We start from the raw sequence: 21,251 nt of genomic DNA on the forward strand, positions 1-21,251 counted from the left end.
GGACAGAGGTCATGAAATGACGTTGGCCGTACGCGTGATTCCGTGCCTGGACGTGGACGCCGGGCGCGTGGTCAAGGGCGTCAACTTCGAAAACCTCAGGGACGCTGGCGATCCCGTGGAGCTCGCGGCCACCTACGACGCCCAGGGCGCCGACGAGCTGACCTTCCTCGACGTCACCGCCTCCACCGGCGACCGCGGCACCATGATCGACGTGGTCACTCGCACCGCCGAGCAGATCTTCATCCCGCTCACGGTCGGCGGTGGCGTGCGCACCGTCGAGGACGTGGACCGGCTGCTGCGCGCGGGCGCGGACAAGGTATCGGTGAACACCGCCGCCATCGCCCGCCCCGAGGTGCTGCGTGAAATGTCGGAGCGGTTCGGCTCCCAGTGCATCGTGCTGTCGGTCGATGCCCGCACCGTGCCGGAGGGGCAGCCCGCGACCCCGTCCGGCTGGGAGGTCACCACCCACGGCGGCAAGCGCGGCACCGGCATCGACGCCGTCGAATGGGCCGTGCGCGGAGCCGAACTGGGCGTCGGCGAGATCCTGCTCAACTCCATGGACGCCGACGGCACCAAGGCGGGCTTCGACCTGCCGATGATCCGCGCGGTGCGCGCCGCGGTCTCGGTGCCGGTCATCGCCTCCGGTGGCGCGGGCAAGGTCGCCGACTTCGCGCCCGCCGTGCAGTCCGGCGCGGACGCGGTGCTGGCCGCCAGTGTCTTCCACTTCGGCGACCTCACCATCGGCCAGGTCAAGGACGCCATGCGCGCGGAAGGAATCACCGTCCGATGAGCACCCTGGATCCCGCGATCGCGCGCCGCCTCAAGCGCAACTCCGACGGGCTGTTCGCCGCCATCGCGCAGGAGAAGAGCACCGGCGATGTGCTCATGATGGCGTGGATGGATGACGAGGCGCTGGCCCGCACCCTGGAAACCCGCAAGGGCACCTACTATTCGCGCTCGCGCCAGCAGTACTGGGTCAAGGGCGAGACCTCCGGCCACACCCAGTACGTGCACGAGGTACGGCTGGACTGCGACGGCGACACCGTGCTGCTGGTCGTCGATCAGGAGGGCGCGGCCTGCCACACGGGCACCCACACCTGCTTCGACACCGACGTGCTGCTGTCCCAGGGCGACCGGCTGCTCGCCGACGAGGACTGAGCGGCAACGGTTTCCGGCCTCGGCGAGCTGGCTTGCGGCGTCGACGAACAGCCTTCGGCGTCAACCCGATTCGTTCGGGTCCATGTCCAGATGCGAGATCGGCCGCCCCGCGCGGCCGAGCCCGCGGGCCATGCCCTTGTCCAGCTGTGCCACCAGGGTCTCGCCCAGTTCCAGCAGTTGCTTGGTCTGCTCGGCGTCCAGCCCGTCGAACGCCAGGCCGCGCACGCACTCCAGATACCCGGGCGCCGCCTCGGTGATCTTCTGATATCCGGCGTCGGTCAGCACCGCCTGCGCGCCGCGGCGACCGGTAATGGTGACGCGCTCGGCCCAGCCCAGCCGTTCGAGTTTGGAGACCACGTGCGAGAGTCGGGATAGCGATGCGTTTGCCTTTTGCGCAAGGTCACTCAGTTGCAACCGGTGACCTGGTTCTTCGGAGAGCAGAGTCATCACGAAGTATTCGAAATGGGTAATCCCGGACTCACGTTGTAGCTGGGTATCCAATGCGGCGGGGAGTCTGGTGGTGAGCGCGACAAGGGTACGCCACGCTCGCTGTTCCATGGGATTCAACCACTTGGTCACCGTGCGCGCCCTCTCGTAGCAGCCAAGTGACGTGTTGTGCCGGCCCGTGGGAGAGCCTGCGAAACAGATTCGAACGAGTCACTCGCAGGTCAAAGTTTGCCACGATTTCGCTCGCCAGTCACGGTGTTGCCGAATGACGTGACATCGATCACGCGTGTCGCGAGTGGATTCAGTTCGCGCCGAGTTCGGGAGGCGGTGTCGGAGTTTCGGGCTCTGCTCGTGGCTTTTCTGGTTCGGCGTGCCGACGTTCGGCACGGTACCGGCGGAATCGCCTGCGCCCCAAGAGGAATGCCACCAGCAGGAACAGTAGCGCGGCCACGATCGCGCCCGCCAGCGTGGCGCCGCGGAATCCGGGCCCGTCGACATCGAGAATGCGCTCACCGGCGTGTGCGGCATTCGAGTTGCCCCACACGATGGTCAGCGTCATCAAATTCGGGATGGCGATGACGATCGCGAGAACGGCCGCGCCGCCCGCGATGAACATGCCGCCCCGTTTACGCCAGCGGAGTCCTGCGGCCAGGAACAGGAAAAGTGGCACAGCCGTACATACCGCGCCCATTATCAGGCCGTACCAGATGCCCTTGGCGAAACTCCCGCTCACCCATTCGCCGATGCGCTGCGCCCACCACCGTGGAATGAATGCGGCGAGCATCAGATACACCAGCCACAAAACGACCGCGGCCACCACTCCGCCAATGATGCGATTGCGCCACGTGACGAAGGTTGAAGGCTTTCGCTCCTGGTCGGTGCTGGGCGTAGTCATGCGCTCAGCGTATGTCCGAATTGTCGGCGCGCCCAGGAGCGACGCGGTGGGGGCCAGCGCTCGCGCGGGAACCGGCTCAGCGCTGGCGCGGGAACCGGCTCAGCGCTCGCGCAGGAACTTCAATGCCTCGTCGGCGTGCACGTTCGCGCGCATCTCGCTGTTGATGACCTTGGCGACGGTCCGGTCCGGATCGATGACGAAGGTCGTCCGCTTCACCGGCACCAGCGCGCCCAGCAGGCCGCGCTTCACACCGAACTCGGCGGCCACCTTGGCTCCGGGATCGGACAGCACCGGATAGCCCAGTCCCTGCTTCTCCGCGAACCCGGACTGCACCTCGACGGAATCCGCGCTGATCCCCACGCAGGTCGCCCCGGCGGCCTTGAATTCCGTTGCCAGATCCCGGAAGTGGCACGCCTCGGCCGTGCACACCGGCGTGTTCGCCGCAGGGTAGAAGAACAACACCACCGGTCCGTCTGCGAGCAGCGACTCGAGCGACCGCACGGTCCCCGACTGGTCCGGAAGTTCGAAATTGGGTGCGAGCTGACCAACCTTCATACCCGCACCCTACCCCCAATTCATCGTGCACGAGCTATCAGAGCTCCGGATGAAATCCTTTGCTGGGCTTCGGGCTTGGCGCCTCGCGAACCGGGCCCCCACCGGTCCTCTGCCTGGGGGTCCGGGGAACAGCCCCCGGAGCCCCAACCACCCCCGGCGCCGGGTGCCGGTCCTACCTCACACGCCGATGAGGGCGGCGACCTCCGGGTTCTTGATATTCATGACGTCCAGGATCCCGTGGGCGCGCAGGAACGGCTCGAGTTCCCTGATGCGGTCGCTGTGCTCGGCGTACTCGTCCGGGAAGTTGCGCGGATCGAGCGCTTCCAGGGCCTTCACAAGTGTGACGAACGAGGCGATGGCGGAGTGCTTCCCGCCGTGGTTCATAGGCATCATCCGCGGCGGGTGGCCGGGCAGCCCGCCCGGAGCCAGCTGCGGAGCGGTGTGCCGTGGACCCTCCGGTGCCATCGGTTGCGAGGGGTACATCTGTGTTGAACTCCTCTCGAAAATGGGGGATAACCGCGGACGACCTCTCCATCTTGCTGCCGGAGCAGTGACGATCCACCGCATGTGGAGACCGCCGCGCGTGTAGTGATGACCGCTTCAGGTATTCGCCGCAGCCGCTTGCTCGGCTGGGCGGGGAGAGCGATTTAGATCGCGCCGGGCGGGCCTGGAATGATGGGTGAATGCACGGCGCGCATGGTTTGCCTCTGAACGTGGCTATCGATACCACCACCTCCCGGGAACAGTTCCGGGCGCTCGCGGCCGACCACCGGGTGGTCCCGGTGGTCCGAAAGGTGTTGGCGGACTCCGAGACTCCGCTCTCGACCTACCGCAAACTGGCCGCGGACCGGCCCGGCACCTTCCTGCTGGAATCGGCGGAGACCGGCCGCTCCTGGTCGCGATGGTCGTTCATCGGCGCGGGCAGTCCCAGCGCGCTGACCGTGATCGACGGTGCGGCGGCCTGGCTCGGCCAGACTCCCGCCGACGCGCCGGTGGGCGGCGATCCGCTCGCCGCGCTGCGCGAGTCGCTGCAGGTGCTGCGCACCGAGCGCCTGCCCGGTCTGCCGCCGCTGACCGGCGGCCTGGTCGGCTACCTCGGCTACGACACCGTGCGCCGCCTCGAACGTCTGCCCAGCATCGCCACCGATGACCTGCAGGTCCCCGAGATGGTCCTGATGCTGGCCACCGACCTGGCCGCCTTCGACCACCACGAGGGCGCGATCACCCTCATCGCCAATGCCGTCAACTGGAACGGCACCGACGAGCACGTGGACGCGGCCTACGACGACGCGATGGCCCGCCTGGATCGCATGACCGAGGCCCTGGCCGCCCCCGCCGACTCCACCGTCTCGGTGTTCGACCGCCCCGAGCCCAACTACCGCCGGCAGCGCACCTCCGAGGAATTCGGTGCGGGCGTGCGCCGGCTGGTCAAGGAGATCGAGGCCGGCGAGGCGTTCCAGGTGGTGCTCTCGCAGCGCTTCGAGATGGACTACAACGGCACCCCGCTGGACCTCTACCGCATGCTGCGGGCCTCGAACCCGAGCCCGTACATGTACCTCATGCACATCCCGGACGGCTCCGGCGGCACCGCGTTCTCCATCGTCGGCTCCAGCCCCGAATCGCTGGTGACGGTGAAGGACGGCGTGGCCACCACGCACCCGATCGCGGGCACCCGCTGGCGCGGCGTCACCGAGGAGGACGATCTCCTGCTCGAGAAGGGCCTGCTCGCCGACGAGAAGGAGAACGCCGAGCACCTCATGCTCGTCGATCTGGGCCGCAACGATCTGGGCCGGGTCTGCGAGCCCGGTACCGTGCGCGTCACCGAGTACCGCCACGTCGAGCGCTACTCGCACGTCATGCACCTGGTCTCCACGGTCTCCGGCCGCCTGCGCGCCGGCAAGATCGCCCTCGACGCGGTCCAGGCCTGCTTCCCCGCGGGCACCCTCTCCGGCGCGCCCAAGGTCCGTGCCATGGAGCTGATCGAGGAGCTCGAGCCCACCCGCCGCGGTGTCTACGCGGGTGTGGTCGGCTACCTGGACTTCGCTGGTGACGCCGACACCGCGATCGCCATCCGTACCGCCCTGGTCAAGGGCGGCACCGCCTATGTCCAGGCCGGCGCCGGCATCGTCGCCGACTCCGACGCGGACTACGAGGACGTCGAATCCCGCAACAAGGCCATGGCTGTCCTCAAGGCGATCGCCGCCGCCGAGACCGTGCGCGCCTACCGCCCGAACGGCGCGGATCAATGAGCGATCAGGACCCGGACAGGGGCCCGGAACGGAAAGCGACACCCGAAGGCAGCGCAACACCGGAAAACAGCGCGGAGCGGGAAAACGCAGCGGCGCAAGCCGATTCGAAGCCCGCCGGAGCGGACACCGGGGCGGACACCGGGAAAACCGGTGCCGCCGGCGCCGATCCACACGCCGAGACCGACGCCGCCCGCACTGCCGAACGCGCGCGGGCGGCGGACCTGGCCGAGGCCGAGGCGAATGCCGCTGCGGCGGAAGCCGACACGAACGCCGTGGGGGCGCGCAAGCGGTCGCGGCCGATCGCCGCGGTGGCGCTGCTGGCGATCTCGGCGGCGCTGCTCTGGGGGTCGTCCCGCATGACGTGGGCCCGGCTTGAGATCACCAGTGACTACGGCCTGCCGCGCCATCGAGATCTCAACGGCGGTGTCTGGTTCGGGGCCCTGACACCACTGGCGCTGGTCTTCCTGGCCACCATCGCGGCCGTGTTCGCCACCCACGGCTGGTGGCGGCGCGGCGTCGGCGTGGTGGTCGCGGTCCTGGCCGCGGTGTCCGCGGTGCCCGCGTATGCCCTGCTCATGCACAAGGGGACCGCCGATCGCGCGACCCGGCTGGCCGAACTGCACGGGGGTGACCACGCGGGCGCGGTGACGACCTCGACGCTGCCGGCCGTGGTGTGCCTGGCCGGTGCGGTGGCCGCGTTCGTGGCCGGTCTGCTCCTGGTCCGGCAGTCGTCCGGGACCTCCCGGATGTCCGGTAGGTACGACAGTCCGGCGGCGCGGAAGCTGTCGGCGGCCGAGCAGGTTGCCGCACATCAGGCCCGGGTTCAGGACCACGAATCCGGGACCCCGGCCGCCGCCGACAAGCAGTTGTCGGGCCGGGTGCTGTGGGATGCCCTCGACGAGGGTGTCGATCCGACCGACGATGAAACCAATCACCCTGCCGCGCACGATGATCCGGGTAACGGGGCAGCGCGTGACAACCGCCCCTGAGCTGGGTGGGGGATCGGCAGCGCCGCCGGTACCCGCCCCGCTGTCAAGCACGGGAACATAGCCATTTACTCTTTATCAGCATCGGTGAGACAGCGCCTGGGGGGATTCTCAGGCAGCAAGTCCGTCTCCCCAGAAAGGATTCGAGCCAGATGACGGTACTCGACTCGATTCTCGACGGGGTCCGCGCGGATGTGGCCGCTCGGGAAGCCCTTCTGGATTTCCAGGCGGTGAAGGCAGCCGCCGCGCAGGCCAAATCCCCGCGTGACGCCAAGGCCGCCCTGCACGCGGAGGGGATCGGAGTGATCGCCGAGGTGAAGCGGGCCAGCCCCTCCAAGGGTGCGATCGCGGACATCCCGAACCCCGCCGACCTGGCCCGGGCCTACGAGGACGGCGGCGCGCGCATCATCAGCGTGCTGACCGAGCAGCGCCGCTTCGGTGGTTCCCTCGCGGATCTCGACGCGGTTCGCGCGGCGGTGGACATTCCGATCCTGCGCAAGGACTTCATCGTCGGCCCGTACCAGATCCACGAGGCCCGTGCCCACGGCGCGGACGTGATCCTGCTGATCGTGGCCGCCCTGGAACAGGACGTGCTGTCCTCGCTCATCGACCGCACCGAATCGCTCGGCATGACCGCGCTGGTCGAGGTGCACACCGAGGAGGAGGCCGACCGCGCCCTGGAGGCCGGCGCCAGCGTGATCGGCGTGAACGCCCGCAACCTCAAGACCCTCGAGGTGGACCGGGATGTGTTCGCGCGCATCGCCCCCGGCCTGCCCAGTGAAGTGATCCGGGTGGCCGAGTCCGGCATTCGCGGCACCGCCGACCTGCTGGCCTACGCCGGGGCGGGCGCGGACGCCGTGCTCGTCGGTGAGGGCCTGGTGACCAGTGGCGACCCGCGCGCCGCGGTGGCCGAGCTGGTGACCGCCGGAACCCACCCGTCGTGCCCGAAGCCGGTTCGCCGGGGACGGTGAAAGAGCCGATGACGCAAACTCACGGAGTTTCTTCCGAAATGGCCTCCGGCAAGAACGTTCTCGGCCTCCCGCAGGCCAGTGACGGCATCACGCACAAGAGCCACGAACCCGATCTGGGCGGGCACTTCGGCGTGTACGGCGGGCGGCACGTGCCCGAGGCGCTGATGGCCGTGATCGAAGAGGTCACCGCCGAATACGACAAGGCCCGGGTCGATCCCAACTTCCTCGACGAGCTGGATCGCCTGCAGCGCGACTACACCGGGCGCCCGTCGCCGGTGTTCGAGTGCCGGAACCTGGCGCAGCACGCCGGCGGCGCGCGCATCCTGCTGAAGCGGGAAGACCTGAACCACACCGGTTCTCACAAAATCAACAATGTGCTCGGTCAGGTGCTGCTGGCCAAGCGCATGAACAAGACCCGCGTCATCGCCGAGACCGGCGCGGGCCAGCACGGCGTGGCGACCGCCACCGCGTGCGCGCTGCTCGGCATCGAGTGCGTCATCTACATGGGCGCGGTCGACACCGTGCGCCAGCAGCTGAACGTGGCCCGCATGCGGCTGCTCGGCGCCGAAGTCATCAGTGTGACAACGGGTTCGCAGACCCTCAAGGACGCCATCAACGAGGCGCTGCGCGACTGGGTCACCAATGCCGAGCAGACCTACTACTGCTTCGGCACCGCCGCGGGCCCGCACCCGTTCCCGCTCATGGTGCGCGACTTCCAGCGCATCATCGGCCTGGAGGCGCGCCAGCAGGTGCAGGCCCTGACCGGCCGCCTGCCCGACGCCGTAACCGCCTGTGTCGGTGGTGGTTCCAATGCCATCGGCATCTTCCACGCCTTCCTCGACGATCCGGGCGTGCGCCTGGTCGGCTACGAGGCCGCCGGCGACGGTGTCGAAACCGGCCGTCACGCAGCGACTTTCACCGGCGGCACCCCGGGTGCGTTCCAGGGCGCGTACTCCTACCTGCTCCAGGACGAAGACGGCCAGACCATCGAATCCCATTCGATTTCGGCCGGTCTGGACTACCCGGGTGTCGGCCCGGAGCACGCCTACCTCAAGGACATCGGCCGGGCGGAGTACTACCCGATCACCGATACCGAGGCCATGGACGCGCTGCTGCTGCTGAGCCGTGCCGAGGGCATCATTCCGGCCATCGAGTCCGCGCACGCGGTCGCGGGCGCGGTGAAACTCGGCAAGGAGCTCGGCGAGGGCGCGATCATCGTGGTGAACCTGTCCGGTCGCGGTGACAAGGACATGGACACCGCCGCCGAGTGGTTCGGGCTGTTCGACAAGGCCGAAGAGAACGCAGGGGAGAAGCAGTGAGCCAGCAGTCCCGCCTCGCGAACACCTTCGCAGCCGCCCGCGAGGAGAACCGGGCCGCGCTCATCGGCTACCTGCCCGCCGGCTACCCGGACCTCCAGGGTTCCATCGACGTGTGCAAGGCCATGGTCGAATCCGGTTGCGACATCATCGAAGTCGGCGTCGCCTACTCCGATCCGGTGATGGACGGCCCGACCATCCAGCATGCCGCCGAGCAGGCGCTGGCCGGCGGCGTCCGGGTGCGCGACGTGTTCAAGGTCGTGGAGGCCATCTCCCAGGCGGGCGGTAAGGCCGTCGTCATGACCTACTGGAACCCGGTGCTCAAGTACGGCGTCGACAGCTTCTCCCGCGATCTGGCGGCGGCGGGCGGCCTCGGCCTGATCACGCCCAACCTGATTCCGGAGGAGGCCGACGACTGGTTCGTGGCGTCCTCGACCCACAATCTGGACCGCATCTTCCTGGTCGCGCCGTCGTCCACCGAGGAGCGCCTGGTCAAGACCCTCGAAGCCAGCAAGGGCTTCGTGTACGCGGCCTCGACCATGGGTGTGACCGGTGCGCGCGACGCGGTGTCGTCCATGGCCCCGGCCCTGTGCGCGCGGGTGCGCAGCCACTCCGATATTCCGATCGGCGTCGGCCTGGGTGTGCGCAGTGGCGCGCAGGCGGCCGAAATCGCCTCCTACGCCGACGGCGTCATCGTGGGTTCGGCCCTGGTGACCGCGGCGGCGCAGGGTCTGGACGCGGTCCGGACGCTGACGGCGGAGCTGGCGCAGGGCGTCCGTTCGGCGGCGGTTTCCTCGTAACCACGGCAATATCCAAGGGTGCGTACCGAATTCGGTACGCACCCTTGGGCATTGTGCGGCAGTGCGGGGATGCGCGCCGCTTCGTATATCCGTTGCGTTACCGGGTGCCGGTGCCACCCATGGCAGCGAATCCCACGGCGCGCGCTGACCTGAGACAGCACGGCGCAGGACTGTTGGGCTACGGTGGGGACTCGTGACCATACGAGCCCTTGCCGAGAGCACCGGCGCCGATGTCCTGGCCTACATTCCCAGCCCGCCGCGCGGGGTCTGGAACATTGGGCCGTTCCCGCTGCGGGCGTACGCCATCTGCATCATCCTCGGCATCATCGCGGCCATCTGGCTGGGTGAGAAGCGGTGGGTGGCGCGCGGCGGCCAGACCGGCATGGTGCTCGACGTGGCCATGTTCGCGGTGCCGTTCGGCCTGATCGGCGGACGGCTCTACCACGTGGCCACCGACTGGCAGAAGTACTTCGGCGCCGGCGGTCACCCCATCAACGCGCTCAAGATCTGGGAGGGCGGCCTGGGCATCTGGGGCGCGGTGCTGCTCGGCGGCATCGGCGCCTGGATCGGCTGCCGGGTGTACCGGATTCCGTTGCCCGCCTTCGGCGACGCCATCGCTCCGGGCATCCTGCTGGCCCAGGCCATCGGCCGGCTCGGCAACTACTTCAACCAGGAGCTCTACGGCCGCGAGACCAAGGTGCCGTGGGGCCTGGAGATCTTCCTGCGCTACGACCACAGCGGCCAGCTGGACATGATGAACGGCACCGCCGCGGGCCCGGCGGAGAAGATCGTGCAGCCGACCTTCCTCTACGAGCTGATCTGGAACCTGCTCGGCGTGGCCGTGCTGCTCTACGTGGATCGCAAGTTCCGCATCGGCCACGGCCGCCTGTTCGCGCTCTACGTGGCGGTCTACTGCTTCGGCCGCTTCTTCGTGGAGCTGCTGCGCGACGACGAGGCCACCCACATCCTCGGCCTCCGCGTCAACACCTTCACCTCGGCGATCGTATTCGTCTGCGCCGTGGCCTATTTCCTGTTCGCCACCAAGGGCCGTGAGACCGCCGACCAGCTGCGCGCCGGCGTGGAACGGCCCTGGCCGTGGCAGATCGGTGCGCTGCGGGCGTTCGGTGCGGCGGGTGCGGCAGCCGGAACCGGTTCCGCGGCAGGGGATTCGAAGGCGGCCGTCACCCAGGTCGACGAACCGACCGCCGAAAAATCCGCAGGTGACACCGGAGCGGAATCCGCGGCCGCCGGCAACGAATCCGAGACCGCGCGCGATATCTCTTCCGAAACCGGCGATTCCGAGCCGGAGGAGACGGAGTCCACCGCGGTCGACCAGGCGAAGACGGTCGAGTCCGGCAAGAATGGCTCCTGACCGCGATCAGGAGGACGTGAGTGACCGACCCATTCGACAAGCCGCCGATGCAGGACGGGCCGCAGTACGGCGTTCCCGGCACCGGCCCGCAGTACGGGCAGCCCTACGGTCAGCAGCCGTACCCGGGCCAGCAGCCCTACGCCCAACCGGGTCAGCCGTACGGGCAGCCGGGTCAGCCGTACGACCAACCGATGCCGTATCCGATCCCGGGCCCGGCCGGGCCCTACGGCGGTGACCCGGAAGCGCCGTTCGGCCGCGACCAATTCGGAGTTCCGTTCTCGGACAAGAGCAAGCTCACCGCGGGCCTGCTGCAGATCTTCATCGGGCACTTCGGTGTCGGCCGGTTCTACCTGGGCTACACCACGATCGGTGTGCTGCAGCTGATCACCTGCGGCGGCTGCGGGGTCTGGTCGCTGATCGACGGCATTCTCATGCTCACCGGCAAGGTCCCCGACCTGCAGGGACGTCCACTGCGCGACTGACGGCGCTACTTCCGCGTCCGACGGCCGCCACCCGACCGGGTGGCGGCCGTTCGCGCATATCATCGGGCGCGATTTCGCGCCAGCGTTTCGCGCATCATGATGGTTGCCGTGCCGTCCGGTCGGTCCGCGGCGTACCCTTTGTCGGTTGTTTCGTCGCGTGGTCAGCCACGCCCGAGGAGAGGTCCCCGCCGTGCGCCGTAAGCTCGCCGCCGTCATGCTCGCCGTTGTCGCCGCCGCAGGGCTCGTCGCATGCAGCTCGACCAAGGATGACGCGAACACGCTCAAAGTCGGCACCGAGGGCAACTACTCCCCGTTCACCTACCAGGACAACGGCGCCCTCACCGGCTACGACGTCGACGTCATCAAGGCCGTTGGCGACAAGATCGGCAAGAAGGTGGAATTCACCACCGCCCCCTGGGACTCGCTGTTCGCCGCACTGGAATCCAAGCGCGTGGACCTCATCGCCAACCAGGTCACCATCAAACCCGAACGCGAGCAGAAGTATTCGCTCTCCCAGCCCTACACCGTCTCCGAGGGCGTCATCGTCACCAAGACCGGCAACGACGGCGTCCACGCCCTGGCCGATCTGAACGGCAAGACCTGCGCCCAGTCCGAGACCTCCAACTGGGCCGACACCGCCAAGGGCGCCGGCTGCAAGGTCGAGGCCATCCCCGGCTTCGTGGAGGCGGTACAGCTGCTCAAGACGGGCCGTGCCGACGCCACCGTCAACGACACCCTCGCGGTGAACGCCTACACCAAGCAGCAGGGCACCGGCACCATCCAGGTCGTCGGCAAGACCGGTGAGGTCTCCAAGCAGGCCTTCGCCGCCCGCAAGGACTCGCAGGCGCTGACCGATCAGGTCAACAAGGCACTCGACGAACTCCGCGCCGACGGCACCCTCGCCAAGATCTCCGACAAGTACTTCGGCACCGACGTCAGCAAGTAAGCGGCACAGGGCAATTCGACGATGGACGACGCCACCTGGGCGCTGGTACGGCACAACCTCTGGCCCATGCTCGAGGCCACGGTCACCAAGACGCTGCCGCTGACCGCCATCAGCTTCGTGATCGGCCTGGCGATAGCGCTGTTCGTGGCGCTGGCCCGGATGTCGAGCGTATGGCCGCTGCACGCGGCCGCGCGCTTCTACATCTCGATCATTCGCGGCACGCCGCTGCTGGTGCAGCTGTTCATCATCTTCTTCGGCCTGCCCGCCTTCGATATCGTGCTGGAGCCGTTTCCGGCGGCCATCATTGCGTTCAGCCTGAATGTCGGCGGCTATGCGGCGGAAATCATTCGGGCCGCGATCCTTTCGGTGGCCCAGGGCCAGTGGGAGGCGTCCTACTCGGTCGGCATGAACTACGCGCAGGCGCTGCGGCTGGTCATCCTGCCGCAGGCCTCCCGCATCGCGGTGCCCCCGCTGTCCAACACCCTCATCTCCCTGGTGAAGGACACGTCGCTCGCTTCCACCATTCTGGTGACCGAGTTGCTGCGCACCGCGCAAATGGCCGCCGCGCCCACCTTCGACTTCTTCGCGCTCTATGGCGTCGCGGCAATCTACTACTGGGTAATATGCCTGGTCCTCGGCTTCGGTCAGACTCGATTGGAAACCCGTCTGGCCCGGCACGTTGCGCGTTGATCGTGAGATAGCTGAACGGCTGCTTACGAGATCTGTATATGTGTGTGCCGGGGTCGGCATGAGGGTTGTCACAGGTCTAGGGTTGAACGCGTGATGCGACGAACGAAGATTGTGTGCACCCTCGGACCAGCAGTGTCATCCGAGGACCGGATTCGTGAGCTCGTCGAAAGTGGCATGGACGTTGCGCGCCTGAACTTCAGCCACGGCGAGCACTCCGATCATGCCGAGAACTACAAGAAGGTGCGCGCTGCCAGCGATACGGCCGGCCGCGCTGTCGGTATCCTCGCCGACCTGCAGGGCCCGAAGATCCGGCTGGGCCGGTTCGAGGGCGACGGCAAGACCGTCTGGAACACCGGCGAGGAAGTCCGTATCACCGTCGACGACATCGTAGGAACTCACGACCGGGTTTCCACCACCTACAAACACCTCGCCAAGGACGCCAAGCCCGGCGACCGGCTGCTCGTGGACGACGGCAAGGTCGGGCTGACCGTGCTGCGTGTCGAGGACAACGACGTCATCTGCCGGGTCACCGAGGGCGGCCCCGTCTCCAACAACAAGGGCGTCTCGCTGCCCGGCATGGACGTGTCCGTGCCCGCGCTGTCCGAAAAGGACATCGACGACCTGGAATTCGCCCTGAACCTGGGCGTGGACTTCATCGCGCTGTCCTTCGTGCGCTCACCCTCCGATGTGGAGCTGGTGCACGACATCATGGATCGCGTGGGCCGCCGGGTGCCGGTCATCGGCAAGCTCGAAAAGCCCGAAGCCATCGACAATCTGGAAGCCATCGTGCTGGCCTTCGACGCCATCATGGTCGCCCGCGGCGACCTCGGCGTGGAGCTGCCGCTCGAGCAGGTGCCGCTGGTGCAGAAGCGCGCGGTGCAGATGGCGCGCGAGAACGCCAAGCCGGTCATCGTGGCCACCCAGATGCTGGAGTCCATGATCACCAACTCCCGCCCGACCCGCGCCGAGGCCTCCGACGTGGCCAACGCCGTGCTCGACGGCGCGGACGCGGTCATGCTCTCCGGTGAGACCTCGGTCGGCGACTACCCGATCGAGGCCGTGCGCACCATGGCCCGCATCGTGCACGCCGTGGAATCCGAGTCCTCGACCCGGGTGCCGCCGCTGACCCACGTGCCGCGGACCAAGCGCGGTGTCATCTCCTACGCCGCCCGCGACATCGGCGAGCGGTTGAATGCCAAAGCGCTGGTGGCCTTCACGCAGTCCGGTGACACGGTGCGCCGCCTGGCCCGCCTGCACACCCCGCTGCCGCTGCTGGCCTTCACCCCGCAGGCCGCGATTCGCAGTCAGCTCGCCTTGACGTGGGGCGTGGAAACGTTCATCGTTCCTCCGGTGGGCACGACCGACGAGATGATCCACCAGGTGGACAACGCGTTGCTCTCGATCGGCCGGTACAAGAAGGGTGACCTCGTGGTCATCGTGGCCGGCTCGCCGCCGGGTACTGTCGGGTCCACCAACCTGATCCACGTGCATCGCATCGGCGAGGAGGACCACTAATTTGAGTGCGTCGCTGGACGAGACGTCTTCGGACGTCGTCGCGGACCCCGAGGGGACCGGTCTGTCCGACGATCTGCGGGAGCTGCTGCGCCTGCTCGATCTGGAGGAGAACGGCCCCGACATCTTCCTCGGACACCATCCCGAGAAGGTGTGGAGCCGCACGTTCGGCGGTCAGCTGGTCTCGCAGGCGATCATCGCCGCGGGACGGACGGTGGGTCCGGAGCGTCCGATCCACGCGGTCAACGCGCACTTCGTCCGTGGCGGTGACCCGAAGCAGCCGATCGAATACCACGTCGATCGGCATCGGGACGGCCGCTCCATCGCCAACCGCACGGTCACGGCGTACCAGGACGGGCAGGAGCTGTTCGTCATGCTCGCCGCCTTCCAGGACTGGGGCAAGGGGCTCGAACACGGCGCGCCCCTGCCCGACGTCCCGGGGCCGGACGACCTTCCGCGCGTGGAGGAATCGTTCGCGGGTCTGGAGGACAAGCTCCAGATGTTCGTCGACGCACCGCATCCCATCGAGATGCGCTACACCAACGACCCGGCCTGGATCCTCAAGGGCAAGGGCGAGAGCCTCGGCCACAACCGGGTCTGGATGCGCACGGACGGGCAGCTGCCCGACGACCCGCTGATTCACGTTGCGGCGCTGGCATATTCGTCCGACACCACGGTGCTGGACTCCATCATCACCACGCACGGGCTGTCCTGGGGCTGGGACCGCATCATCGCGGCCACGGTGAACCACTCCATCTGGTTCCACCGGCCCTTCCGCTTCGACGACTGGTCGCTCTACGCGACCGAGTCCCCGGTGGCGGCGGGTTCCCGCGGCCTCGCCCGCGGCCACTTCTACGCCCGCAACGGCGACCTGCTCGCGACGACGGTGCAGGAGGGCGTGATCCGCCACTTCCCGGCGCGCCGCTGACACACGATCGCTCGGACAACGACGCACGCATGCTCGGGCCGTGCCCTTCGGGGTGCGGCCCGACGCGCTTTTCAGGTGATGCGGTGACGCGTTCGAGCTGATGGGGCGGGGCGATCCGGGTGATGGGCGTGCCGGACAGTCCCGAGAGTTGACCTAAATCAGCTCGCGGTTTTCTTCGAGCTCGAAGTTCTCGCGCTGCAGGGCGTGCACGATGTAGGGGATCGGTTCGTCGGCGGACAGTTCCAGCACGAGGCGCTGCTCGAGCTTGGCGATGCCCGCCTTGGTCAGTTGACGGGCCTCGCCCACCAGGCTGAGCGCGATCTCGTAGGTGCGGCGGGTGCCCGGCTCCACGTCGGGATTGTCCAGCCGCCACTGGGTTTCGAGCACAGTGTGGGTGGGTTCGTCGCACTCCACCGGGAGGGTGAAGCGCCACGCGAAGATATCTCGATCGGCGACGTATTCATCGACCACCCGGCACACCGTCTCGGTGACGCGGTGCAGGGTCTGAGGTGTCACGTAAACATGGAGCGAAACATCCGAAATTCGCTTCGGCATGTCCTTGGTCCTGTTCTTGTGTCGAACCACCGGCAGTGGCGTTCGGCGGAACGGATAAGTGTTCCGCGCGAGAGTGTAATCCCTTACCGGACCAACCAGGCAGCAAGGTGCATTGACACGCGACGGTCCAGGGCTCGGTTGCCGGATTTGCCTGCTATCCGGCGGATTCCGCCGCGTGCCGGGTCGGTTCGACTGCCGGCCCGGAGTATTCGGCCGGCCGCGGGTGCGCGGCTCGCCTGCCCTGCTCGCCCCGGCCGCCGTCTATCACCAGCAGCGGGGGCTGCCCGTCCGCGGCGCTGCGCGGGCGCAGCGTGGCCTGCGGATGCTGATGGGCGTGCAGGGCGAGCAGCAGCGGCACCAGCGCCTCGGCGATGCGGTCGCCGACATCGCAAAACTGTTGCGGCGACAGGCCGACCGGATCGGAGATGTTCTCCCGGCCGACGTACGCGAGATCGTTGCGCGCGGCGTGTAGTCCGACCACGGTGCGCGCGCCGCTGACCTTGGCGATCCGGTACGCCTCGAGCAGCGTGAAGGTGCGGGGGAGCGCCTCGGGCACGAGTTCGCGCACCTGGTCGCGAATCTTCTCGGTCATGGCCAGTACCAGGTCGGCGCGGTGCACCATCTCCGCCTTGAGGCGGCGGGCCTTGAAGTTGTCGGCATTGCCGCCGAGGCCCACAATCGTCTGTGCGGCAAGGGGTTCCACGGGGAACCCGACCAGCGCGCGTACGCCGGCACTCTCGGCGGACAGCTCCTGTAGTCCATGTTCAGCGGCCACCGCCAGGGTGAGGCGCTCGGCAATGACGGATCGGCAAACATTTCCGCTGCACACGAACAACACATGCATGCGGATAACTTATGCCCGCCGTTGTCGCTTCGAAACTGTTCCGTGACCGAATCACACGTTTCAACCGCGATGTTCATCGCGCGGTCGAATGTCGCTCACCTGATGTTGATTCTCGTTTACCGGAGTGTCCGTTCGGCAACAGGTCAACGCCCCTGGAATGTGAGCATGCCCGTTCGCGTCCGGCAAATCAATAGCCGAACAGCTATTGGTGTCCGCCGTGTCGTACAACGCGGATTCCGTTATCACGGGCGCGATTTCGGGCACGGCCCGATCTCCGGCCCGGACCGTGTCGCCGACCCGGCCGCGCGTCGAGAACAACCGCCCCCGAGCAGGGACGGTTCGTGCGAACCGGGCCAGCCCGGTGGCTGCGGACATATCGTCGTACACGGAATCGATTCCGCCCCTGGCGAAATAGGCTTCGTGCCAGAATCCGGTGCCGCCGGAATCCCGCAGGAATTGCTGCCACCACTGCCGGTGCGGGTCCGACCGCGTCCACCGTTCCAGGCTCTCCAGATCCCGCCAGTACTGCCGCGCACCCCAGTGCGGCGGCCACAGCGACCACACCACATCCTCGTGTGACAGGAGCCCGTCCGGCATGTCGTGATGTGACCGGTACAGCTTGGGGCCGACGCCCAGCAGCCGCAGGATTCCACGCGGCTTGCGTACGCGCATTCCGAGCAGGATCACGACCAGATCCGGATATTCGGACAGGTCCGCGGTCATTCTCTCCACCCGCATTCGTGACCTCCGCACGTTTCGCTGATCTGTGCGGGACTACGGCGCCGCTGTGCTCGCGGTTCGAAGGCGCTGTTTCCTCGTCCTGCCCGAAGTCTAGTCCGCCGTGCGATGCGCGGCCGGAACGTGGATGCGGTCGGCGCGCCTGCTAGGTGCTCAGCCGCAGCACGGCCGAGTTGCCGTGGACGGCAACGATCTTCACGTTCAGGCCGTTCAGGGCGATGGTGCCGCCGACTGCGGTCGAGCTGAACACCGGCAACCCGAACACCGTCGTCGACGCGGTGACCATGCCCGGGATGATCTGCTCGATCCGGACATTGTTGATCCGGGAGAATCCGGGAACCGGAATCGTGGTCGGCCCGTCGACTCGGACCTCGCAATTGCCGTTGGCGCAGGCGCTGAGATCGGTCCCGTTCGCGGCCGCCGGCAGCCCGTCCGACGGCTGGTTCGATGCTTTCGACGACGTCGACTTGGCCACGGTCGTCTCTCCCGCCGTAGATCCGCTCCCGGCTGGTACCGCCGACCCGCCCGTTTCCGTCCCGCACCCAGCGCACAACGCCATAACCGCCGCCACCAGGCCGACCCCGGCCGGCCCCACTTTCGCCACCGTGGATATCGGGATTCGCATGCAACCTCCACCATGCTCTCGGACCTATGGACACCGATGATGCGCGACGCGGCGGCCCGCCGTAGTGAAATCCGACTGTTCGCCCCGATTTATCCCCCATCCGACCCTGATATGGGAGCTCCGGTCCCCCTATCGGCTCACGACGTAGTCGCGCAGCCGCTCGACGACTTCGTCCGGCCCGGGCATCCGAGCGATCTCCGCCGCGACCGCCTCGGCCGCCTCTCGATAAGAATTGCCCCGTCGCGCCAGCAACCGCACCGCCCGATCGGCGATCGTGTCCGCGTCGACCTCGCCCGCCCCGAGCTGAATCGCCGCACCCACCGCCTCCAGCGCATCCGCATTGGCGAACTGGTCGGCCCCCTGCGGCAGGACCAGTTGCGGCACTCCGAAATTCAATGCCCCGAGCGTGGTACCGCTGCCTCCGTGATGCACCACGAGATCGACGTGGGGGAGTAGCCGGGACTGCGGCACCCAGCCGTGAACACTGACATTGCCCGGCAGCGCACCGAGCCCGTCCGGATCCAGCCGCCCCGCAGCGACGATGACCTGGGCGTCGAGCCGAGAGAGCCCCGACAAGGCCCGCGTGAGCAGTCCCGGTGTGCCGAACACGGTGCCCAGCGTCAGGTAGATCAGTGGCCGAGACGACGGTATGTTCCGCAACGCCCCCGTCTCCGGGTAAGGAACCGGCCGCAACTCGATCCGTTCCTCTTTCAGAAATTCCTTGTCCTGCAGCGAGACCGGGCAAATATCGATATGCGGCACCCCCTCGACCCCGGCGATCCGCGTCGGCATCTCCAGCCCGATCCCCTCCGGAAACATCCGCCCGAACCCATGCCACACCGCCGGAATCCCCGCCCGCTGCGCCGCAATCGCCGCCCCCGGCACCCCCCACTCATGAATCACCAGATCCGGCCGCAGCCGTTCCAAATCCCCCGCAATATCCGCCGCATACATCTCGGAAAAACAATCCCCCGGCCGAAACGCCCCCAACCCATGCCGCCCGATCACCCCGTGCATCCCCGCCCCCACCGCGAAATGTACCTCGCACCCCGCTTCCCGAGCCGCCACCGCCAGCGGCACCAGCGGATACGCATGCCCCACAGTCGCGAGGCTGGCAAACACAAGGCGCATCCCGCCACCCTAACGCGTCAACCCAGGGTTGACCATCCCCGAACCCCCTGCTGGACACCACTTCTCGCAACCCCGCCCTGGAATGCAGTCGTGCGTCACCGCGGGAAGGCGTGTTCCGTAGCGATGCCAGACGACCTGTACCGCAGTCGATTTCGGTGGCCGTCACTTCGCCTTGGACTGCCGCGAGGCTGGCGCGGACGCCGCGGGTGATCTCATTTTGGGGACTGGCCTTCGGCGACTACGCGAACTTCGTTGGATTTCCTCCGATTAATGCAAGTGCCACCAATTGCATCGAATGCGAACTTGCGATGGTCCGCCTCGCTCGCTGAACGACGCGGCGAATTCGTTGTCCATCAGCCGGATTCGGCGGCACATTCGCTGCCGGGGGTGTAGTCCGTCGTCTGCGTGGCCGAACGGACGCCCGAGTGGTCCGAATGATCGACCGCAACCGGCGACGGTGGAATGCGCAACCTCACCAGTCAGGGGCTCCTTCGGAGGTCCGCGCGCTCGCGGGGGACCCTCGGCAACGGCCGCCCGCGGTGGTCGTTTATGCGGAGGCTGCGGGGACGCTGCTGTGCTCTTTGTCCAGGAGCGCGGTGATGTGACGGTGCAGACCCTGGACGCTTTCGGCGCTGGCTTCGGCGACGAGGGCGCGCTGGGCGGGGGAGAACGGGGAGTCGGGGTGGTAGAGCGTGCGGCGGGTGAACGTGGTGGTGCCGTCGCCGTTCTCGGTGAGCGAGTACCGCAGGCCCGCGCCGACGTTGTCGTCGACGATCAGGGAGGACTTGGCGTACTCCTGGTCGACTACGCGCCAGTAGAGATGTTGTTCGCTGCCGTCCTCGAGGCGGCCGTGTTCGTAGATCACATCGTCGACGCGGTAGGGGCGTTCGGTGACGCCACCGACGTCGTGGCTGGCGACGTGCCATTCGGGCCAGAAGCGGGCCTGTGTCACCAGATCGAAGACGGCGTGGGCGGGGGCATGGAAGGTGACGGTGTTGCTGTCGCCCACGGTCCAGTCGTTGTACTCGGTGCCCATGTCATAGACCTCCTTGGAAGAAATAGCGCTCTCAAAATGAGAGTACATGCGATCTGGGTGTACCCGCAAAGTGTAGGCTGCATGCGCGGAAAGGAGCGTGGGAGCGATGGGTGACGAACGACGGCCGGGGCGTCGAGTATCGGTCGGTGAGGTGCTCGCGCGTGCGGGCACCGTGCGGGAGGCCTTCGACACCATTGCCAACACCTGGTCGCTACTCATTCTGATCGCGCTGCGCGATGGCACGCTCCGCTACAACGAACTCAAGCGCACCGTGGGCGGCGTCAGCGAGCGCAGGTTGTCGCAGACCTTGAAGGTCCTCGAGCGTGACGGCGTGGTGGATCGGAAACTGTTGCGTTCCATTCCATCTCACGTTGAATACAGCCTTACCCCGACCGGCGAGGCAGTCGTCGACTCACTCGGCGAACTGCTGTCCACGATTATCGAATACTCGCCACAGGTCGCAGCCGCACGGCAGCGTTACGACGAGAAGCATGCCGAATCCGCCCAGGAGGGCTGAATCCGGTTGATTCTCAACGTTTTCCCCATCGGTACCGGCTGTCGGCAACGGCAGGCGGACCGGTCCCGGGCACTTTTCCACAGGACGACCGGGCGAAGATGAATCAGGCGGAAGACATTGCGCCGCACAATCTTCGGATCATCGAAGTCTTGCCGCAACCGGACACTCCGCCGCATATCAGTTCGGGGGAGTGCCGGAAGATGATCCCTGGAGTCGGGATCGACCGTGGTGCCGAGTGTGGGACTCGAACCCACACGTCCTTTCGGACAACGGTTTTTGAGACCGTCGCGTCTGCCAGTTCCGCCAACCCGGCGCACCGGGAAGAAATGATAGCGGGTGGAGGGGGGAAGAGACTAATCGAGGGGGTCGGGGGACTGCCGGGTTGTGATACTGGTCGGTTTGCGCTGGGTACGTGGGTTGTGGGGGCGGGTGAACGGTACTCTTTGGGGTGACTCGATGCGTGCTGGTCCTGCGAGGGTGGCGCAAGGCGAGGTGGCA

Annotated in this window: 24 protein-coding genes and 1 tRNA gene; 14 read left to right on the forward strand and 11 right to left on the reverse strand. The window is 67.3% G+C overall.

The window, feature by feature from the left end; all coding sequences use genetic code 11:
* The first annotated feature begins 16 nt into the window (after positions 1-16).
* The gene (gene hisF, locus ACWEKS_RS18180) at positions 17-790 is read left to right on the forward strand and encodes an imidazole glycerol phosphate synthase subunit HisF (protein ID WP_402770748.1); all 774 of its coding nucleotides are present in this window, start codon (positions 17-19) and stop codon (positions 788-790) included.
* Positions 787-1,158, forward strand: coding sequence for a phosphoribosyl-AMP cyclohydrolase (gene hisI, locus ACWEKS_RS18185; protein ID WP_452341159.1), 372 nt, complete (start codon positions 787-789; stop codon positions 1,156-1,158). The genes hisF and hisI overlap by 4 nt, the downstream gene beginning before the upstream one ends.
* A 60-nt stretch (positions 1,159-1,218) precedes the next feature.
* Here the strand turns inward: hisI and ACWEKS_RS18190 are convergent, their stop codons facing one another.
* The 4 genes from ACWEKS_RS18190 to ACWEKS_RS18205 form a co-directional block, all read right to left on the reverse strand.
* Positions 1,219-1,716 carry a MarR family winged helix-turn-helix transcriptional regulator gene (locus tag ACWEKS_RS18190; protein WP_379441750.1) on the reverse strand — a complete coding sequence of 166 codons (498 nt, stop codon included), beginning with the start codon at positions 1,714-1,716 and terminating at the stop codon, positions 1,219-1,221.
* 190 nt (positions 1,717-1,906) lie between these two features.
* Positions 1,907-2,500 carry a permease gene (locus tag ACWEKS_RS18195; RefSeq protein WP_452341160.1) on the reverse strand — a complete coding sequence of 198 codons (594 nt, stop codon included), beginning with the start codon at positions 2,498-2,500 and terminating at the stop codon, positions 1,907-1,909.
* Between the two features lie 99 nt (positions 2,501-2,599).
* Entirely contained in the window at positions 2,600-3,055 is a 456-nt protein-coding gene (locus tag ACWEKS_RS18200) for a peroxiredoxin (RefSeq protein ID WP_452341161.1), read from the reverse strand.
* Positions 3,056-3,232: 177 nt separating this feature from the next.
* On the reverse strand, positions 3,233-3,538 hold the full coding sequence (locus tag ACWEKS_RS18205) for a hypothetical protein (protein WP_452341162.1): 306 nt from the start codon (positions 3,536-3,538) through the stop codon (positions 3,233-3,235).
* A gap of 230 nt (positions 3,539-3,768) precedes the next feature.
* Between ACWEKS_RS18205 and ACWEKS_RS18210 the strand changes: the two genes are divergently transcribed.
* From ACWEKS_RS18210 to ACWEKS_RS18260, 11 genes are all read left to right on the forward strand, one after another.
* The gene (locus tag ACWEKS_RS18210) at positions 3,769-5,304 is read left to right on the forward strand and encodes an anthranilate synthase component I (RefSeq protein WP_452341163.1); all 1,536 of its coding nucleotides are present in this window, start codon (positions 3,769-3,771) and stop codon (positions 5,302-5,304) included.
* Positions 5,301-6,293, forward strand: coding sequence for a TIGR02234 family membrane protein (locus tag ACWEKS_RS18215; RefSeq protein ID WP_452341164.1), 993 nt, complete (start codon positions 5,301-5,303; stop codon positions 6,291-6,293). The genes ACWEKS_RS18210 and ACWEKS_RS18215 overlap by 4 nt, the downstream gene beginning before the upstream one ends.
* Before the next feature lie 149 nt (positions 6,294-6,442).
* Entirely contained in the window at positions 6,443-7,261 is an 819-nt protein-coding gene (gene trpC / locus ACWEKS_RS18220; RefSeq protein ID WP_452341165.1) for an indole-3-glycerol phosphate synthase TrpC, read from the forward strand.
* A gap of 8 nt (positions 7,262-7,269) precedes the next feature.
* Positions 7,270-8,580: a tryptophan synthase subunit beta gene (gene trpB / locus ACWEKS_RS18225; RefSeq protein WP_452341166.1), complete on the forward strand. Its 1,311-nt coding sequence runs from the start codon at positions 7,270-7,272 to the stop codon at positions 8,578-8,580.
* Positions 8,577-9,377, forward strand: coding sequence for a tryptophan synthase subunit alpha (gene trpA, locus ACWEKS_RS18230; RefSeq protein WP_379389802.1), 801 nt, complete (start codon positions 8,577-8,579; stop codon positions 9,375-9,377). The genes trpB and trpA overlap by 4 nt, the downstream gene beginning before the upstream one ends.
* 193 nt (positions 9,378-9,570) lie before the next feature.
* Positions 9,571-10,749 (forward strand): prolipoprotein diacylglyceryl transferase, encoded by a 1,179-nt coding sequence (gene lgt, locus ACWEKS_RS18235; RefSeq protein WP_452341167.1) that lies wholly within the window; start codon positions 9,571-9,573, stop codon positions 10,747-10,749.
* Positions 10,750-10,769: 20 nt separating this feature from the next.
* A complete protein-coding gene (locus tag ACWEKS_RS18240; RefSeq protein WP_452341168.1) occupies positions 10,770-11,231 on the forward strand; it encodes an NINE protein in 462 nt (153 codons plus the stop codon).
* A gap of 190 nt (positions 11,232-11,421) precedes the next feature.
* On the forward strand, positions 11,422-12,177 hold the full coding sequence (locus ACWEKS_RS18245; protein WP_452341169.1) for a transporter substrate-binding domain-containing protein: 756 nt from the start codon (positions 11,422-11,424) through the stop codon (positions 12,175-12,177).
* A gap of 21 nt (positions 12,178-12,198) precedes the next feature.
* Positions 12,199-12,867 (forward strand): amino acid ABC transporter permease, encoded by a 669-nt coding sequence (locus ACWEKS_RS18250; RefSeq protein ID WP_452341170.1) that lies wholly within the window; start codon positions 12,199-12,201, stop codon positions 12,865-12,867.
* A gap of 90 nt (positions 12,868-12,957) precedes the next feature.
* Positions 12,958-14,382 (forward strand): pyruvate kinase, encoded by a 1,425-nt coding sequence (pyk, locus tag ACWEKS_RS18255; protein ID WP_364619557.1) that lies wholly within the window; start codon positions 12,958-12,960, stop codon positions 14,380-14,382.
* Positions 14,383-14,443: 61 nt separating this feature from the next.
* A complete protein-coding gene (locus tag ACWEKS_RS18260) occupies positions 14,444-15,307 on the forward strand; it encodes an acyl-CoA thioesterase (RefSeq protein WP_379402199.1) in 864 nt (287 codons plus the stop codon).
* A 153-nt stretch (positions 15,308-15,460) separates the two neighbouring features.
* On the opposite strand, the gene ACWEKS_RS18265 is transcribed toward ACWEKS_RS18260, so the two are convergent.
* From ACWEKS_RS18265 to ACWEKS_RS18290, 6 genes are all read right to left on the reverse strand, one after another.
* On the reverse strand, positions 15,461-15,823 hold the full coding sequence (locus ACWEKS_RS18265; RefSeq protein ID WP_379425958.1) for a hypothetical protein: 363 nt from the start codon (positions 15,821-15,823) through the stop codon (positions 15,461-15,463).
* Between the two features lie 193 nt (positions 15,824-16,016).
* Entirely contained in the window at positions 16,017-16,706 is a 690-nt protein-coding gene (locus tag ACWEKS_RS18270; RefSeq protein ID WP_452341171.1) for an arsenate reductase/protein-tyrosine-phosphatase family protein, read from the reverse strand.
* 60 nt (positions 16,707-16,766) lie between these two features.
* Positions 16,767-17,444 carry a phenylacetaldoxime dehydratase family protein gene (locus ACWEKS_RS18275; RefSeq protein ID WP_452341172.1) on the reverse strand — a complete coding sequence of 226 codons (678 nt, stop codon included), beginning with the start codon at positions 17,442-17,444 and terminating at the stop codon, positions 16,767-16,769.
* Positions 17,445-17,589: 145 nt separating this feature from the next.
* On the reverse strand, positions 17,590-17,919 hold the full coding sequence (locus tag ACWEKS_RS18280) for a hypothetical protein (protein WP_452341173.1): 330 nt from the start codon (positions 17,917-17,919) through the stop codon (positions 17,590-17,592).
* Positions 17,920-18,198: 279 nt separating this feature from the next.
* On the reverse strand, positions 18,199-19,200 hold the full coding sequence (locus ACWEKS_RS18285) for a glycosyltransferase (protein WP_452341174.1): 1,002 nt from the start codon (positions 19,198-19,200) through the stop codon (positions 18,199-18,201).
* A gap of 547 nt (positions 19,201-19,747) precedes the next feature.
* A complete protein-coding gene (locus ACWEKS_RS18290; RefSeq protein WP_452341175.1) occupies positions 19,748-20,236 on the reverse strand; it encodes an SRPBCC family protein in 489 nt (162 codons plus the stop codon).
* A 106-nt stretch (positions 20,237-20,342) separates the two neighbouring features.
* Between ACWEKS_RS18290 and ACWEKS_RS18295 the strand changes: the two genes are divergently transcribed.
* Entirely contained in the window at positions 20,343-20,753 is a 411-nt protein-coding gene (locus tag ACWEKS_RS18295) for a winged helix-turn-helix transcriptional regulator (RefSeq protein ID WP_452341176.1), read from the forward strand.
* 226 nt (positions 20,754-20,979) lie between these two features.
* Here ACWEKS_RS18295 and ACWEKS_RS18300 read toward each other — a convergent pair.
* A tRNA-Leu gene (locus tag ACWEKS_RS18300) sits at positions 20,980-21,066 on the reverse strand.
* Positions 21,067-21,251: the final 185 nt, after the last annotated feature.

It is taken from the genome of Nocardia sp. NPDC004711 (genome assembly GCF_053601595.1).